Source organism: Pseudobacteroides cellulosolvens ATCC 35603 = DSM 2933 (genome assembly GCF_001262605.1).
Lineage (GTDB): Bacteria > Bacillota > Clostridia > Acetivibrionales > DSM-2933 > Pseudobacteroides > Pseudobacteroides cellulosolvens.
Genome location: NZ_LGTC01000001.1, coordinates 444,740 through 461,797, shown reverse-complemented (window position 1 = coordinate 461,797; position 17,058 = coordinate 444,740). Strand labels below are relative to the sequence as shown.

At 36.5% G+C, this 17,058-nt stretch carries 14 protein-coding genes; 4 read left to right on the top strand and 10 right to left on the bottom strand.

The features are described 5' to 3' along the window. Window positions 1–36: 36 nt before the first annotated feature. From Bccel_RS02125 to Bccel_RS02105, 5 genes are all read right to left on the bottom strand, one after another. Complete coding sequence (locus tag Bccel_RS02125) at window positions 37–2,649, bottom strand: polynucleotide kinase-phosphatase (protein WP_036946449.1); 2,613 nt, start codon at window positions 2,647–2,649, stop codon at window positions 37–39. Continuing rightward, on the bottom strand, window positions 2,646–4,118 hold the full coding sequence (locus tag Bccel_RS02120; protein WP_036946446.1) for a 3' terminal RNA ribose 2'-O-methyltransferase Hen1: 1,473 nt from the start codon (window positions 4,116–4,118) through the stop codon (window positions 2,646–2,648). The genes Bccel_RS02125 and Bccel_RS02120 overlap by 4 nt, the downstream gene beginning before the upstream one ends. 34 nt (window positions 4,119–4,152) lie before the next feature. Next, window positions 4,153–5,046 (bottom strand): AAA family ATPase, encoded by an 894-nt coding sequence (locus tag Bccel_RS02115; protein ID WP_036946443.1) that lies wholly within the window; start codon window positions 5,044–5,046, stop codon window positions 4,153–4,155. Next, window positions 5,046–6,290 carry a T4 RnlA family RNA ligase gene (locus tag Bccel_RS02110; RefSeq protein WP_036946440.1) on the bottom strand — a complete coding sequence of 415 codons (1,245 nt, stop codon included), beginning with the start codon at window positions 6,288–6,290 and terminating at the stop codon, window positions 5,046–5,048. Before Bccel_RS02110 ends, Bccel_RS02115 begins: the two co-directional genes overlap by 1 nt. A gap of 732 nt (window positions 6,291–7,022) precedes the next feature. Then, entirely contained in the window at window positions 7,023–9,233 is a 2,211-nt protein-coding gene (locus tag Bccel_RS02105; RefSeq protein ID WP_242853231.1) for a glycosyl hydrolase family 8, read from the bottom strand. Between the two features lie 241 nt (window positions 9,234–9,474). Between Bccel_RS02105 and Bccel_RS02100 the strand changes: the two genes are divergently transcribed. From Bccel_RS02100 to Bccel_RS02090, 4 genes are all read left to right on the top strand, one after another. After that, complete coding sequence (locus Bccel_RS02100; protein ID WP_036946437.1) at window positions 9,475–9,819, top strand: S8/S53 family peptidase; 345 nt, start codon at window positions 9,475–9,477, stop codon at window positions 9,817–9,819. Between the two features lie 101 nt (window positions 9,820–9,920). Then, window positions 9,921–10,091 carry a hypothetical protein gene (locus Bccel_RS30035; protein ID WP_154673539.1) on the top strand — a complete coding sequence of 57 codons (171 nt, stop codon included), beginning with the start codon at window positions 9,921–9,923 and terminating at the stop codon, window positions 10,089–10,091. A gap of 149 nt (window positions 10,092–10,240) precedes the next feature. Then, on the top strand, window positions 10,241–10,444 hold the full coding sequence (locus Bccel_RS02095) for a hypothetical protein (RefSeq protein ID WP_036946434.1): 204 nt from the start codon (window positions 10,241–10,243) through the stop codon (window positions 10,442–10,444). 520 nt (window positions 10,445–10,964) lie between these two features. Then, window positions 10,965–11,804, top strand: coding sequence for an alpha/beta hydrolase (locus tag Bccel_RS02090; protein WP_036946431.1), 840 nt, complete (start codon window positions 10,965–10,967; stop codon window positions 11,802–11,804). An 83-nt stretch (window positions 11,805–11,887) separates the two neighbouring features. On the opposite strand, the gene Bccel_RS02085 is transcribed toward Bccel_RS02090, so the two are convergent. The 5 genes from Bccel_RS02085 to Bccel_RS02065 form a co-directional block, all read right to left on the bottom strand. Then, complete coding sequence (locus Bccel_RS02085; RefSeq protein ID WP_036946428.1) at window positions 11,888–12,898, bottom strand: WYL domain-containing protein; 1,011 nt, start codon at window positions 12,896–12,898, stop codon at window positions 11,888–11,890. Beyond that, a complete protein-coding gene (locus Bccel_RS02080) occupies window positions 12,885–14,174 on the bottom strand; it encodes a WYL domain-containing protein (protein ID WP_036946425.1) in 1,290 nt (429 codons plus the stop codon). Before Bccel_RS02080 ends, Bccel_RS02085 begins: the two co-directional genes overlap by 14 nt. 10 nt (window positions 14,175–14,184) lie before the next feature. After that, window positions 14,185–14,535, bottom strand: a complete 351-nt coding sequence (locus tag Bccel_RS02075) for a hypothetical protein (RefSeq protein WP_036946422.1) — start codon at window positions 14,533–14,535, stop codon at window positions 14,185–14,187. A gap of 232 nt (window positions 14,536–14,767) precedes the next feature. Continuing rightward, on the bottom strand, window positions 14,768–15,226 hold the full coding sequence (locus Bccel_RS02070) for a DIP1984 family protein (protein ID WP_036946420.1): 459 nt from the start codon (window positions 15,224–15,226) through the stop codon (window positions 14,768–14,770). Window positions 15,227–15,410: 184 nt separating this feature from the next. Continuing rightward, a complete protein-coding gene (locus Bccel_RS02065; protein WP_036946417.1) occupies window positions 15,411–17,015 on the bottom strand; it encodes a dockerin type I domain-containing protein in 1,605 nt (534 codons plus the stop codon). Window positions 17,016–17,058 lie beyond the last annotated feature (43 nt).

The window sequence follows — 17,058 nt, the reverse complement described above, 5'->3', positions numbered from 1 at the left end:
TAAAAAATGGATTCCAACCAATATTAATATTTAAGTTTACAACCTTGGGTCAACAGGCTCACTTTCAAGTGCTAAAACCCCAAATACACATTCATGTACCCTGTATAAAGGTTCATTTTTTACAAACCTTTCCAAAGCCTCCATACCTAGTGCAAACTCTCTTAATGCCAGTGAACGCTTTTTTCCAAGAGATCTTTTCTTAAGCCTTTCTATGTTCTCTTTCAAGGTATACTCAGGTCCGTATATAATCCTCAAGTATTCCTTCCCACGGCATTTTACAGCAGGCTGCAAAAGCTCCCTGCCGTTTTTTGAAATAAACTCAAAAGGCTTAACCACCATACCCTCTCCACCGGAAGCTGTAAGATCTTCCCACCATTTAGCTCCCATTGCTATGCTGTCACTATCGGTAACATCAACAACTATATTGTTTGTAGCCATAATAAGCTTATCTTCGCTGGCACAATATTTCTTTATATTTTCCATATGCCATAAATGGTCCTTATCAGAGTGTACCTTTCCTTCAGTGGCTAGTATATGGAATGGTGCAAGCCTCAAATCATTTATTGATTCTACGTTCCAGCAGTATACCCTGTAAGCATCAACATACCTGTGAAGATATTCGTTTCTTTCCTTGAACCTGTTTAAAAGTACATTAAGATCAGCATTTTGTCCCGATGTTTGTTTATCAACATCAAAGGATATATTTTTATTCATAACAGCTTCTTCTAAGAGTTTAACCGCTTCATTAAGGCTTACCCTTCCGGAAATACCCACAGCAGAGTATTGATCTTTTAACAGTGCTTGTGCTTTTGCAGACCACGGCATCAATTCACAATCAAGACATACCCAGTCGGTATCAAAATCATTCCAGAATCCAGACTTATCAAGGGCCTTTCTTATCCTGTCCACAAGTGATGACTCAAGTTCCATATCTTCAAAAAAGTGCCTTCCGGTACGAGTATAACAAATTCCGCTTGTACCATCGGTGACTCCAAACCGTTTTACTGCTGCCTCATTATCCTTGCATACAACAAAAACCGCCCTGGAGCCCATATGTTTTTGTTCACATACAACCTTTGCGACTCCTCGTGTCTTAAAATATTCAAAGCTTTCATAAGGATGCTCCAAAATGCCTTCTTGACTGCTTGTTTCACTAGGTGACATTGTTGGAGGAAGATAGATCAGCCAATGGGGATCAGCTGCAAATCTGCTCATCACCTCAAGTGCAGCTATTGAATTTTCATCCTGTATTGTAACGTTGCCGTAAAGTCTTGTTCCTATAATCTTTTTACCGAGAACATCATTTATATCCAGTACATCATCACGCTCAGGTTGAAATTCCTTAGCATCTTCGCCTTCTTTCAAAAAGGGTTTGGGGCATTCATAATATGCATTTAATGCTTTAACCTCTACCAATTCTCTTTCTGGGTACCTGAATGCTGTAAGCTTTCCCCCGAAAACACAGCCAGTATCAATATTTATAGTGTTATTGATCATTTGTGCTTCAACTTGAGGAGTATGACCATATACAACAGTAGCCTTTGCGCGGTAATCCGATGCCCAGTCATACCTTACAGGAAGACCATATTCGTCAGTTTCTCCTGTGGTTTCTCCGTATAGTGCAAATTCCCGCACTCTACCCGAGCCCCTTCCTTGAAATTCCTCCTTCATTCCTGCATGGGCTGCAACAAGCTTTCCATCATCAAGTACATAATGGCTAACCAGACCGTCTATGAATTTCTTAACTTCCTCTATAAATTCAGGAGGTTCCTTTTGAAGCTGTTCCAATGTTTTATCCAATCCATGTGTTATTTGGACATTTCCTCCCTTAAGCTTCTTTAATAACTTGATATCGTGGTTTCCAGGTACACACAGTGCTTTTCCCGACTTTATCGCACCCATAACAAGTTTGAGCACATCAACAACCCGGGGCCCTCTGTCAACAAGGTCGCCCAAAAACACGATCTTTCTGTTATCAGGGTGCATAAGACCATAATCTTTGTTGAATAATCCTTTTTCGTGTGCATCAACATTTGTATACCCCAGTTTTTCCAGCAGCAGCTTAAGTTCATCATAGCAGCCATGAATATCCCCTACAATATCAAAAGGTCCATGTTCATGCTTTAAGTTGTTCCATAAGGGCTGCCTTTCAAATACCACTTCTTCCACTTCTTCAGGTGAGTTTAAAACATAAACATATCTGAATCCTTCCTTCTGAAGGCCTCTTATGGACTTTCGAAGTTGCATGCTGTGCCTTCTTATGACATGCTCGCCAACCTGCCTGTCACCCCTGTTCTTATCTCTATCAAGACACACCTTTTCAGGCATGTTAAATACAATAGCTACAGGAAGGCAGTTGTAGTCTCTGGCCAGCTTCACAAGGGGCTTTCTTGCAGACCCCTGTACATTTGTAGCATCTACTACCGTCATCTTACCAAGCTTAAGCCTTTGGGAAGCTATATGGTGCAATACTTCAAATGCAGTATCTGTAACGCTCTGGTCATTTTCATCATCCGATACAAGACCTCTGCAAAAATCCGATGATATCACTTCAGTAGCCTTAAAATGCTTTGCTGCAAAGGTTGACTTGCCACTTCCAGAGGCACCTACCAATACAATTAAACTAAGTTCAGGTACTGTCAATTTCATAATGTAAACACCCCCATTTGAGTAGGACTGCCGTATGCTTCGTCCACCTCACCTATCTCAATAAACCTAACTTTGTACCCATATCTATTTGTAATTCCGTCAGCCCACTCCAAAAACTCACTGCGTGTCCATTCAAATCTATGATCCCTGTGACGCAAATCCCCTTCCGGGAGTTTTTGATAGTTTAAATTGTACTCCTTATTGGGTGTAGACACTATAACTGTCTTTGGCCTTGCAAACTGGAAAAGCACCTTTTCAAAAGCCTTCAGCCTTCCTATGTCAAGGTGTTCTATAACCTCAATTACAGTTGCAGCATCATACCCTTGAAATCTTTTATCCCTGTATGTCAGCGAGCCCTGGAAGAGTTTTATCCTGTTTTTCTGCATCTGCGGCAGCCTTTCCATTTTCAGTCTATCCATAGCTCTTTCAAGTACGCTGTATGAAACATCCACACCAGCTATCTCTTCAAAGCTTCTATCCTTAAGAAGCAGTGACAGAAGTTTGCCTTCTCCGCATCCAATATCTATAACCCTCCTGGCATTTGCACTTTTCAAAACCGATATTACGGTACCAAGCCTCTGCTGGTTCAAATTGAGCTTCCTTTCAGGCTTATCATCAACTATGCTCTCATCTTTGGATTGATTCTCCAACATTTGACTTTTGGACTCATTTTCCAATAAATCATTATTTGAGCTGGTATCATCCAAACCCTCGCCATCATCTTCTGCTGCAATTACTCCCTCCATAAGCCTCTCAAAAGCTTTATTTATAAGGCTTCTTTTTCTTTTAAGATACCTACCTGCAATAAATCCCTTTTCTGGATGTTTATTAAGCCATCCCTCTCCATGAAGAAGAAGCTTTTCTATCTCATCATCACCGACCCAATAGTGCTTATCGGTATCAAGAACCGGTATCAGCACATATATATGGTTTAATAGTTCTTGAATCCGGACCTCTCCTTTAATAGTCAGATTGTAGTACCTGCTTTTTCCCCACTCCGGAAATTTTTCATCAAGATCAATTCCCTCATATATAACCTCATAACCTAAAGGCTCAAAAAGCCTTTTAAAAACCCCTTCCTCACCCCTTAACGGAAGCATTACAATCTTGGCTTCCAAAGGCAAAGGTTTTTGGGCAAGCTCAGGTCTATCCTTACACTTTCCACCCATGGCAGTACCGAAAACCCTTGATATGGCAACGCTTAAAAATGAAGATGCCACATATGGCCTGTCATTTACATAATCAAACAAGCCGCCTTCACCGCTCGAACCCTTCTTCCCCCTAGCCAGGTCAATGGGATCAATATCTAGGATCAGTGCTATGGTGCACCTTTCATCTGTCACTTCAGGATAGAACACATGGGCTTTACCGTGGCTTAGCTCAAAGGTCTGCGGCCTGTATGGATTTTTATATAAAAGGTATCCCAAATCCGTTGCCGGAGATTGTTTATATGTAATTGTAAGTATCATTTTCTCAACTCCTCATTATATATATTTTATAGCTTCATTTTGCCTTGGTATCAGCCTCATGCAAAAGCAGCAAATTATCATAAAAATCTTTACCCAGAAGCCTTGTAGCTTTTAGTTTTGACTTACCTGAATGCAGATCAAATGGTCTCATATGCCATTGAATATAGTTTGTTATCTCCAATACCTTTTCTATCGGCAAATGCCTTAAATAGAACAAGCTCAAATATGCAGAAACATGCTGATGACCATAGTAATGTGCTTCAGAAGTAGGATTACCCTTTAGATCGCTAAAGGCTTTAGTAAATTTTTTACCTATGTCATGAAGTAATGCCGCCGTAACCAAGCTTTCTTCTGTACTTTGCTCCTTTATATTCTCCATGCATTTTTCACAGTGTTTGCCTATTGTCAATGTATGATGTTGATTATGCTGTTCAATGGATATAAGTTCCTTTATAAACTCATCAAGATTATAAACACCTGTGTCATTAAATACTATATCAATATGGTCCCAGCCTTCGTAATACTGTGGAATAAAGATGCTTCTATACATTTTTTCTATTACATCATCAGGCACTTTTCTTTCTCTCCCGTTATTCCTTTCCAAACATATTTCATAAGGTGTTGCAACCAGTACACATTCTTTGCGGCATTCTATTTTCATCCGGTCTAAAAATGCTTTTCTCTTTTTATAATTAAGATTTGTTGCATCATAAACAACGCTTTTGCCATCCTTCAGGTCACTTAAAATCCTTGTATTTAATTCCCTAAAAACAAGGTCATTCATCTCCTGATTATTTGCATCACCAAACAGTTCTTGCCTTACATCATCTGATGAATGCAGCACTGCATTGCGTGCTTTCGCCAACTCCTTTGCAATAGTAGACTTACCGCTGCCGGGAAGCCCTGTTATCATTATAAATTGGTTCATTATATCGCCTCCAACTCATCTGAAAATGCGAATAATTCTTCTTCCAGACCCATCTCATGAAGTTTTTTGTACTTTGTGCTTTTTTGATAACAGGTTTTTAGAACATGATACTCAGCCCCAAGGTACTTCTGCCTCATGTACCCCTGTATTTCTACCGGACAGTTGACGGTTACCCATATCATGTATTCCTTCCTATCATCTATTGGTGCTTTTTTATAATACATCTCAACTTTCTCATTCATGGAATTCAAATATCCATATATGTATTTGGCTATTTTATTTATTCTATCTCTATAGTTATCAGGAACTTTGCTTATTAGGTCATCATATGTATTATCGGCTATACACTTTATTATTGTATTAACTGATGAAAACCTGTTCAAAACGCGGTGCAGGTCTACATAATCATCACACTTAAGCTTAACCATGTGTCCGTCAATATTAATTACCCAACCTTCCTTTTCACCGGATTTTAATTTTTTGGCATCCTGCATTATTTTCTCAAAGCTGCAGCCTTCTATTTGAGTCATTGGAACTCCGTATTTACATGAATAGTCCTTTATTTCCTTATATGAAAGCTGCCTTCCGTCAAAAACATTCCGTATACCTATAAGGTACATCCCTTCCTGATGAGGCTTATATGTAACCACATGTGAATCTCTGATGCTTATATATTCAAAAATAAATGTAAAGTCCGGATTTTGAGTTATCATTTGCAAATGGTTTTGAGAAAGTTTACTAAACCCATCCTCTAAACGCCATGAGTTTTTCCTATCTAATGCCATACTTCCTGTAATAAATACTTCACCCTTATAATACCTTGCACACTGCATTGAGCCATCGAGCTTATCGGTAATCTCAATGGATTTGGCATTTGTCAATTCTTTTTCAATATTTTCTATCCTGTTTTCCTGAACCTCATTAAGATTGAAGAATTTCTTAAACGGTACAATTACCAGTTCTTCATTAACCAAATCTATTACAATACTCCTGCATTCCCTGAAAATACTGTCAGGATCCTTCCACATATCCCTATCCATATCTTCCGTATCGTATCTAATCAATATATTGTTATTAACCTGCTTAACCTTAAGATGGCTGAATATATCATTGTATTGCCTTTTATCAAGCCTTTCCATCCATTCATTAAACTCATATGTATCAAGTGATCCGAATGTATTTATGTAATCGTTTTTAATTTTTATAACCAGGTTAAATATCGGATTCCAAGTATAATCTTGCATTTTTAACACCTCACCAAAATAAAAAGTGGTTAAATCTCTTAAAGACTTAACCACTCTATCAATCATAAATTTATTTAATGAAAATCAATTTTCATATTGATAATTTAATAATAGAGGATCAAGCCAATGTATATTAGTTTCCATGACATCAATGCGTATAGATAGATGCGATAAAATACTTTCAAATATTGAATACAAACATGTTTTATACATTGAAAAATCTCCTCTCTTATAAATTTGAATTTAAAAACACATCATCATTTCGAGACATTAACCCAAAAACTTGTCGCTCAATTTTATTATATAACCCAATCAATTGTCAACCATTAACTTCAATAATTTTTGTTTTCTTCAGGCATACCTTTTACTATATCTGTAAAAGGTACCGCAAGACCATATATGAAATCTTAGCTAAGGAACAATTTAAGTATAATAAAATATATAGGTCATTTAAAGACAAAAAGTTTGCAAAATAGCATCTTGTACATCATTGATCCTGCGAATTTTGCTAATTTGCGTGGATGAAACAAAAAAGTTGAGTCTCAACAATCATATAACTAAATAAAAATAAAGCTCTCGGAATTTCCGAGAGCATACATCCTAAATAATTAGGAGATTTGAAAAATTACCTTGGTCAATTTTTATAGAGGAAAACAGTAATATCAATATTTTTGAAGCCTCCTAAAACCTACCCGTTGACCTTTATTGCTTGGCAGTTATATGTATTTTGAATTACCAAGCACCGTCATATGACACACCTGCTTGAGGTGTTTTACCTTTTGCTTTAAATAATTCACTTAAAGTAACAAAACTGTACCCCTGTGATTGAAGTTTTGGAATTATAATATCCAGGGCTTCAGGTGTGGGATGGAATCCTGGTTGAGTACAATGCATTAAAACAATAGATCCGTCTCTAACACCACTTGTTACCTTATCTGCTCTTGCTTGTGCTGTTGTTGCTGATCCTCCATTCCAATCCTGTGCTATAACCCCTACTACAAATGGTAATTTTATAGTAGAAGCCATGGACCCTCCAACTGCAAGATTTGGTGCACGGAAAAATTTCGGATCCGAACCTGTATACTTATTAATTGCAGAATTAGTCTGACTAATCTCCTGGCTTATGGATGAAGCTCCCATTCCATTCATGCTTTGGTGACTCCATGAATGGTTTCCACATTCATGACCTTCACTTACAATTCTTTTCATCACTGCATCTGCAGAACTAATTTTACTTCCAATAAGCATAAAAGTAGCTTTAGCGTTATATTTTTTTAATTTATCAAGCACTAGAGTCGTTTGACTGCTTGGCCCATCATCAAATGTCAAAGCTACAACTTTAGTATAAGGAACAGGTGTAGGTGTTGAAGTATATGGAATCTTTGTGCTGGTTGGAGTTGCTGGAGCTTTTGTTGGAGCTTTTGTTGGAGTAGCTGTAGCTACAGGGACAATGGCTCCAAAATTAATTGCAATTACCAAAATATCAGCCATGTTTATTGTATTGTCGTTATTCAAATCATAAGATGCTAAATATTTACCATCACCAGCTGTTGAATTGAATTTAATCGCCAAAAGGAGAACATCTGCCATATTTATAACACCATCATTATTTATATCTCCCAATATAGTAGGCACTGGAGAATATTTTGTAGGAGTTGGAGTATTGGTTGGAGTATTTTGCGGTGCTTCTGGCCCACCCCAAATCTTGAAGTTACCACTGCAATGAAGTAAGGCAAAGAATAATAAACATCCATCATAGTACCTTTTTGTGCCCCCTGGGGGATTCAATTTCCACAATTCATTAACAAAGTCATATGCTTGTGATTTTGTAGCCGCTAAGCTTGCAACTGCATTCATAGCTATAAGAGCCATTTGATGTTCATTACCTGTCGGCTTACCACTTATGGTATAAGTGTTGGTATAGGTTGTTAAACCCTGTTTCATAAAGAAATCTTGTATCCTGTTTGCATGAGTTATTGCCCAAGAGTCTTTTGCCCACCATGCATAGTCAAAAGCAATATTATTCGCTATACGATGAGCATCATACATAAAATCTTGATGATTTCCACCCCATGATACACTCTTTGGCGAACCATCAAAATTTGCATAATCAGGTCCCAAGCCTGTTGTTGGATGGGTTGTCTTTTGCATAAAACTTCTACTTGTTGCTGCAATTGTTTTCCATTTTGCTCTGTCCCTTTCAGGTCCCCATAAAGACCATAATTCATAGAAACCGGGAAGATGGTATGATGGATCAGTAAAATCATAATTACCGGCACTTGGGCAAAAAACTACCTGATTTGAGTTGTTATTAAACATATTATAGCCTTGTCCATCATCGGCTTGATGGAGCATGGCATCTAATAATGCTTGAGCTTCAGCTTCATAGTTGAAAATTCCTGTACCATTACCCCAGCGTCTTGCAGCAAATAAAAGAGCTGTTGCAAAGTATTCTTCTCCGTCGGAAGCAGGGGTATTATCTTTAAGATTATATGGAGAGGTTACATTACATTGCCAACCGAAAAATCCTTTATATTGTCCACTACTATGATACATATGATTTTTGGCAAACTTCCAAAGTTTATTGAACTCTGTCTGCTTGTCCATTTGAACACATATCATCATTCCATATGATTGACCTTCACTACGACAATCATTATTATTGACATCCTTAATAAATGCCTCATCACTACCTACTGGATAATAAATAGTATGGTTACTGTCTCCTTCAAAAAGCGAACTCCATGCTTGATCCAATTTTGCTTGAATTTCAGCATCAGTTTTTCCCATCTCTTTAAACAGGTTCCTATATACCCCTGATTCATATACTCCTACGGAAGGAACATCAGGTGTCGCAGCTCTTGTAGTGATGCTTGATTGAACAAAATACGAAGCTATTATGCTGCATACTAGTACCCAAATAATCGATTTTTTCATTCTCATTTAGTACAATCCTCCTTTAAAAAATTAAATAAAACTAATATAAAAATCTCTCATAATTCAAAATACGTAAAAAGAATATATTTATGTCGATATTTGAAAGTACAGCTTAAAATTATCATTCAACATTGTTATGCTAGCTTTCAATATCACTGCACACTAACTTTCAACTTTTTTCACTAAATTTGCATCAATCCTGCACTCACTTTTTTTATAGCAATGGCCAGCAGTATTAAATAATGTTATGGCTGTTGGTGGAACAACAATCGAATTAAATCGCCATAGAAATTTAATAAAAGATGAAATTGCCTGGTCCAGTTCTGGTGGTGGAATAAGCAATTATGTATTCCAACCGGAATATCAGAAAAAATGTGGTATCATTTCAAATAGTCATAGGGCTGTTCCTGATGTTTCGTTTTTCGCTGATCCTGAAAAAGGAGTATCCATCTATTCAAGTAAAACCGGATGGACCACCTTATGTGGTACAAGCTTTGGAACTCAAGCCTGGGGAGCTTTTATATCACTTGTTAATCAGAATAGAAAAAATCCCATTTCTAACATACAGGATAAACTTTATCAATTGGATTAGCTGTATCATTTAACACAGGTATTTTTGCAGCTAAAACTAATGTAGAAGTAGATAGGCAGACTAAAATCGAATAATTATTTGATACTAAGGACAAGCTATTATTGGAAAAGAAAGTCGATGTTAATAAGATAACTAAGATTGAAAAAGAGCTTGAAAATCTTGGAGTGGAAAAGCTATCATCAAGTGAAGTTGTGAAAAAATTTAAAAATCAAAGACATCAGATAAAAATATTATTACTCCCAGTGTTGCTAAACCTTATGCATCAAATGTAGACTGGTCTACTTACACAGTTACATATACTTATAACGGAAAATCATATGAAGTTCAAAGGCTCATTGCAGATGCAAATACTAAGAATTCAAATTTGAAAGAAAGTGGCTCACGAGCAATAAGCACAAATTACAAGTGGCAAGCAGGATTAATGAATCTGATAAAAATAGGTGCTGGTGAAGTTCCTGTATATGGAACAGCAATGACTTTCTATGATGCTATTGTTGGTACAATAACTTCGATAGGAAAAACAACTGAAATTGATGGTGGAGATTGTGTTTATTCATGGGCTTGTGTAACACGTGCAATTTTTTCATATGTAAAGCCAGCAGGATATTCTGATGACTATCAATAACTTACATATATTTCCACTAAATCCAGTGTTGCAACTGGATATCAGATACCAGTTTTCAGCTACAAAAATTCAAACGGGACTACCGTTGTTACTCCAAAAATAATTCAAGGAAGTAAGACATTCACTCTTACACCTAAAGGATATGACAGTACATATAATGCAGTATACGCATTTTTACACTACGGAAGTTCACAGAGCAGAGCCACAGTTGATTATTTTAGCCTAACTGGCTTGGATAACAAATCAGTATCAAGTGTGTCTGTAGTTTCACCTTCATTTCCAGCTCATATTTATTAATTGAGCCAAACTTAAATCAAAAGGCTGAAAAATCACTTGCGATTTTTCAGCCTTGTTTATTGTCATGATAAATTGTGGTGCGTAACGCACCACAATTTATCAAACTCTCTATTCACATTACCTTTATTGCACCTAGTTTTCTCTCACACGTCCTCATTACATTTTACATAACTATAATTTTAACTGTATAATAAGTTTATAAATCTAAATCTGGGTGGGTTCTATGAAACTTTCAAAATTCATATTATCAGTAACTTTATTTATTATACTTTTTGGATGTTCTTCTGAAAATACTGTATCAATAAATTCAGAAGTAGTTCAAAATTTGATTAACAGCAAGATACTTGACGGTAATTTAAATATAACGGTTTACCTTCCAAGCGGATATGGTAATGGTCAAAAATATCCTGTCTTGTATGCACTGCATGGTGCTTCAGGCAGTGAATGGTCATGGTTTGATGATCTTAATGCCGACAGTTGTGCAGATAGATTAATAAGCCAAAACAGGATCAAGCCAATGATAATAGTATGCACCAAGACTTTAAACAGCTTGACTTTGACTGATTCAAGCGGTCAAAATAGAGAAAGTGATTTGTTTGAGAAATATGTTTGCCAAGAACTGGTTCCATATATAGATTCACAATACGACACTATCAACTCCAGCAAGTCCAGATACATTGGAGGTGTATCCATGGGAGGCTTTATCGCACTTCAAATCGGACTTCATCATCCTCAAATCTTCGGAAAAGTTGGGGGTCACAGTCCTGCATCATGGATATATGACTATTCGGAAAGCTCTTTTGACAGTTGGCTGTATTCTGGTAAATCAGGAAATAGCAGTATGGATTCTGTTAAATTTGCACGTGAGAAAGAGCTTTCCGACATAAAAGTATTCTTGGACTGCGGTGAGAATGATTATGGGATTGTAGACGATACAAAAAAGATACATGAGGCTTTAATAAAAAGAGGTATTAATTCAACATGTATTATTAGTAAAGGAGATCACTCATCCGAATACTGGGAGACAAACATGGAAAAATACCTTGAGTTCTACAACAAGTGAACATGATAATCATTACCTTAGTCTCTATGACAACCTTTATACTGAACAAATACCTCAATAAAATTTTAACCATTCTTAACATCTTATTCCTTATACAAACTCAATGACTTTCTAACCCTTTTAACAATTTCATCAACCATCCTTTGTGGTGAAATCACTTTAACATAAGGCCCCAATGAAATTATATTGCGAATCAGGTTCTCCTCCTCAAATAGATAATAATTAAGCCTCATCTCGTACTTATTATTCCCTAAGTCCCGTGCAGTCCTTTCCATTCCGGAAAAGCACATAAAACACCTTTCCATGGCTGCCTTTTGATCTGTTACCTCCAATATTATAGGTTCACTGGAGTATTTTTGCTCAAAGAGCAGCTTCTTGGCGGTTTCTCTGTCTATTCCCACATCTTCGTTTACAATTCTCAAGTCTGTGAGGGTAAAAATATTAGCCATTATGGGTCGGTTATCGTCTATGGAGTACATTGAGACCCTGAACCGTCCATCCCTCATAGAGTATTCAATACCAACAGGCAGTGCAAGCTTATCTCTGTAAACATTTCCCTTTTTATCAGTATTGGTATACCTTATTGGTCTCTCATCAACAAGTGCCCTTAAAATAACTCCGAAATTTTTTGAATACGCCTCCTGATCGGCTATTTCCGGTAGTTTTATGGTATTTGTCATTTCTATGTACTGATCCTTTATTGGAGTGTCTATTTCTTCCAGTTCCTTTTTCAATTTCTCATAAGTTTGCCGGCTCAAAATCATCCTGACACCTTCACTATCCAATAATGCTTTAAGCCAGAACTTTTCCAGAATGGTAAACCTAACAGGCACAGGCGGACTTCCTGCTCCCTCCATCGCTGGATAAAACCTACCCTCCTTTTGGGTCAGCAGGTTTAAGTTTTCCCCCTCATCGCACCTATTTAGCATTATATCCGCAAAAGATTGCTGGTTTTTGCCTATAACCTTTTGCTCAAATTCACCTTCATCAATTATTTTAAGTATTTCAGCCTTGACTTTGCCATCTGCACACTCATTTATTATTCTTTGTACCAGCTGAAAATATCTGTTTTTAACCTCACTAAACAATTCCATATGATAAAAGCATCTCCTCCCAGTCTTTGCGAAGCTTTTCTGCCAGTTCCCTGCTCTCAAGAACCCTGACATACCCTGCATATCCTCTTATCCACGGTATGATTTCACTACTGTCATTAACATTAAATGTTATGTGATAATTTCCAGTTCCCAGTTTTTCCATAACTGCATTTGGTGCCTCGTTAATTATTCTATCTACTATAAAGCCTTCAGTTTCCTCATCTATAATAACTTCCAGCTTCACAGTTTCAGGTACTTTACCACGATCTAACGATATACTTGACCAACTTAGACACATCTGACTCTCAAACTCGTCTAGAAACTCATTTCTATTAAATGTTTCCTCCATAACTTCAACACATTCAACTCTGTCAAGCCTTGAAACAACGCATTTCTTGCTCTCATCAAAAGAAACAAGGTAAAACCTTCCATGTCTTACATCATATCTAATTTTATAAGGGCTTAATATATTATTAACAAAACCTGTATCCTGCCTTTTCGGTACATGATAATTAAGTTTAATCTTCTTTCCACCGTGAATGGCTTTTAACAGATCCCACAACACCAGCTCCTCTATAACAGGATGAAAGTGCAGGTTTCTGAAATTAAAAATTTTCACACTATCCGTCTTGTCGTTTCTTTCATAGTTCAAATAATCCTTAAGGGTCTGTTCCACATAATAACCGAAGGTAACAGGAAATATTATATTTTTATACAGGCAAACAGTGATAAGAATTTCTTTTATCTCTTCATCGTTAAATCCCGAGAGAATGTCTTTGGAGACCGAGTAATACTTGGTTCTCTTAACAACTTCACAATCCAAAACTCCAATGCTTTTGCACATTTCGTTGAGCTTTCTTTCGATAGTTTTGCTGCTTATTTTTTCAATTGACAAAAGCCCTTGGTCAATTAGCCCATCCTCTATCATTTCCAAGGAACAGGCCTCATTCCTTGATTGGATAAACAGCAAAGCATAAAAGTATAATAGAAGGTCACTTCGAGTAAAGCTTTTTGTCATATATGTATTAACAAGAAAGTTGTTGGAGTGTTTCATAAAATCATATGTAAGGTTTAAAAGCTTATACCTGCCATCCTTATCGGCTTTTATATACTCATCTTCAACATACTGCTGAATGCGACGCATTTCATAGCTTACCTTCCTGGAGCTCACATTTCTTTTATTCTCAAGCCCATCCCTGGAAAAGCAGCCATAAAGAAAGCAGTCTCTTAGAATATCTCTGATTATATTATAATGTTTGATGAAATCACTAAACATACATTGCTCCTTAAGCAGTTAGTTTTGTTCTCCCATTCACCTGCTTATTCAATGGTTTATCATCAATATTGTACCATAATTTTTTATTTGTAACAAAACCTCCCGGCTGCTTTGCAGCCTTGAATTTTTTTTGTGACAAACCAGAAATACCGGCGATACTATCCCCGGATTTTCTGGTTGCTGTGGGCCTTGAAGCCCTCATCATCTTAAATTTATAGTTCAGTCTCTTGAGGTAATCCATTGCTGAACAGCTTGCAAGACCATTTAATCCACCTTTAACCAAGATAAATTTTGCACCTGTTATTTCGGCACCGGCTTCTAAAATAACTTCCAAAGCCTTAGTTTCAGTCCAATTTCTCATAAGAATCCCCCTTAAAATCCCCAATCCCACCCTCATATTCTTTATAAACCAGCATGTGGTAGTGACGTTACATCATTAAATATAAAGGACTATCAATCCAATAATTTATACTGAGGCTGATTTGTTAAATGCTTAGGACCGGCCCCATCGGCTAAGACTTCTACTTCCAACTAACCCAGTTGGCGGGTAATGCTCGCTTTTATAAAGAATACTACCCAGGTTAAAATTTTTACTAATCTACCAATTCAACATTATAGTTCCTTTGCTGTATTTTAAAGTCCAGTTCCCTGTACTTCTTTGAAAGCTCATCCTTTGCTTTCTGTGTATCAGCTATATTTATCTTGCTTATATATTTGATTTCAGACCTTGCATACCTGTCAAACTTGATAGTGGCGTACTCAATGAGTTCTTCCAATGCATCCCTTTCCAGGGCTATTGCATCCCTATCTGCCAAAGCATCAGCCAATGTCTTATTGTCATTAAAACTTGTTACACTGTTGGTTTTGTTTATTTTCTTAACTAATGAAGCAAGATTGTTTATTACGCTTTTAAATTCCGTAAAAAGCTCTTGTGCATTTTCAGGTGCATCTTCTCCTTCCTGAACCTTTGCACACCTTTCCAGCCTCACCTTTAACTGAGCCATTCTCTTTTGACAATCCGCCCGAAGTACCAAAGCCTCAGCAAGCATCATATGTATCACCTCTCTAATAAATTCAAACTACTTTATTAGTATAAATCACCTATAAATACAGTTACAGACAAAAAGTTTGCAATCTTAATTGTTGTTGTGAAAAATTGAAAACAAAAAGAAATAACAAGCTAATCAATATAATGCTTGTTATTTCTTTTTTATGCTTAATACATTTAATCTTAATTTATTTGCTTGAAACATTTGGGTTTACCAATATATCGGGATTATCAACCCAGATTAAAAGATATGGATTCTGTGCATCTTTCTGCTTAAGGCATATCATATACTGCTTGTCAAACACCAAATGCTTTGATGTATCCACATGTGGTCCCATTCCTGGTGTCGCAACTACTATTATTGCTTCCGAAGCAAGCTTTGCCCCTTCTTTGTCAAGATTGAACTTTACATTCTGATATGCTTTTTCAATTCTGCAGTATTTTAATGTTCCATTGGTAATAGTGCTCTTTAGCTCTTCATAATCTTTTTCCATATAAAGGTCTACCTCAGGTATTCTTATTGTATCTGTCAAACCTAAGTTTGACGGGGTTGAATTATTGATTCTATCCATTACTGCTTTATATGTATTATTAAGAGTATCATCAGGTTTAACCTTGGCAAGAATAATTTCTTCATTTGTGTCTTCTGGCAATAGTTTAACAATATAATCATCATTGTTTTTATAATCAAATAGTTGAACCTGCTTCACAAGATCTTTGTATTTAGTATAGCCATCCTTCCTTATTCCGAAAGACTTTACCTGTTCGGTTTTGCCACTTGAGTCCTTAAAATATATCGGGTCTGTATCTACAAAAGCTGTAGCAAATTTCATTTCCTTTAATAAGAAAGCGTAGAATATATATTTGCCCGGATCTACTTTTTCAACAATTGGAGCATCTTCACCAAACATTGCCTTCAAATTACTATTGATGCCATCTACTATATTTCCTTTACCTCCTGCAGCTAGATAACTATTCTTGGATATGGAGTTCGACCAGTCAAAACCTTTATTTAAAAAATCAGCAGTTAATGGTTTTCCGGTTAAAATCACATCTTCGCCAACCTCCTTTTTAAGCTGATCCCAAGCTATTTGGAAAGTAGAACAAAACACTATATTCCTTCCTGGTGTAATATTATAGTCTGCATAAGGAATCATCAAGGAATTATATTGTATGATTGGAGCAGTTGGTGTTGGTGTCATAATTGGCTGGCTTCCATCAATATTAATTTGAGGTTTTATGTAGTCGTTTGAAGTTCTGTTAAAATTCCTTGCTATTATGACTACATCTGACATATTTACAGCACCATCACCATTGATATCTATACTTCCTTTATATTTACTTTCACCTTTTGAAGTACTGAAGCAAGCAGCAATAGCCACTATATCGGACATATTTACCGAATTATCCTGGTTTATATCTCCTGCCCACATTTCAATAGGTGTCTCTGCCGATCCTAACAAGACATACTTGTTTATAGGATTGATATTCACATATCTTGTAAGGTAATTATCTTTTTTTATACTTACAACTAAATCATCACTGCTTCCAAATTGACCAACCACCTCAAAATATCCATTATCATCTGATATTGCTTCAATTGTACACCCTAGAATGTAAACTTTAAAACCAGAGTTTCCACCGGCATTACTTAAAGAGCCGTCTGCTTTCAAATAACCACTAACCTTTTGGGTTTCAAAAACAGGCGTTTGTTCTTCAGCATAAGTTAAGCACACCGACGAAATAGTTGAAACTAAAACTAGGAACAAAATATAAGCAAATACTCTTTTCATGTACATACCCCCTAAGTATAATTAATTAAATATTTATATTAAC

Bases quoted from the DNA above. Each gene is read 5' to 3' on its own strand.
- Bccel_RS02125 (WP_036946449.1), bottom strand. From the start codon at position 2,649: ATGAAATTGACAGTACCTGAACTTAGTTTAATTGTATTGGTAGGTGCC.
- Bccel_RS02120 (WP_036946446.1), bottom strand. From the start codon at position 4,118: ATGATACTTACAATTACATATAAACAATCTCCGGCAACGGATTTGGGA.
- Bccel_RS02115 (WP_036946443.1), bottom strand. From the start codon at position 5,046: ATGAACCAATTTATAATGATAACAGGGCTTCCCGGCAGCGGTAAGTCT.
- Bccel_RS02110 (WP_036946440.1), bottom strand. From the start codon at position 6,290: ATGCAAGATTATACTTGGAATCCGATATTTAACCTGGTTATAAAAATT.
- Bccel_RS02105 (WP_242853231.1), bottom strand. From the start codon at position 9,233: ATGAGAATGAAAAAATCGATTATTTGGGTACTAGTATGCAGCATAATA.
- Bccel_RS02100 (WP_036946437.1), top strand. From the start codon at position 9,475: ATGGCTGTTGGTGGAACAACAATCGAATTAAATCGCCATAGAAATTTA.
- Bccel_RS02095 (WP_036946434.1), top strand. From the start codon at position 10,241: ATGAATCTGATAAAAATAGGTGCTGGTGAAGTTCCTGTATATGGAACA.
- Bccel_RS02090 (WP_036946431.1), top strand. From the start codon at position 10,965: ATGAAACTTTCAAAATTCATATTATCAGTAACTTTATTTATTATACTT.
- Bccel_RS02085 (WP_036946428.1), bottom strand. From the start codon at position 12,898: ATGGAATTGTTTAGTGAGGTTAAAAACAGATATTTTCAGCTGGTACAA.
- Bccel_RS02080 (WP_036946425.1), bottom strand. From the start codon at position 14,174: ATGTTTAGTGATTTCATCAAACATTATAATATAATCAGAGATATTCTA.
- Bccel_RS02075 (WP_036946422.1), bottom strand. From the start codon at position 14,535: ATGAGAAATTGGACTGAAACTAAGGCTTTGGAAGTTATTTTAGAAGCC.
- Bccel_RS02070 (WP_036946420.1), bottom strand. From the start codon at position 15,226: ATGATGCTTGCTGAGGCTTTGGTACTTCGGGCGGATTGTCAAAAGAGA.
- Bccel_RS02065 (WP_036946417.1), bottom strand. From the start codon at position 17,015: ATGAAAAGAGTATTTGCTTATATTTTGTTCCTAGTTTTAGTTTCAACT.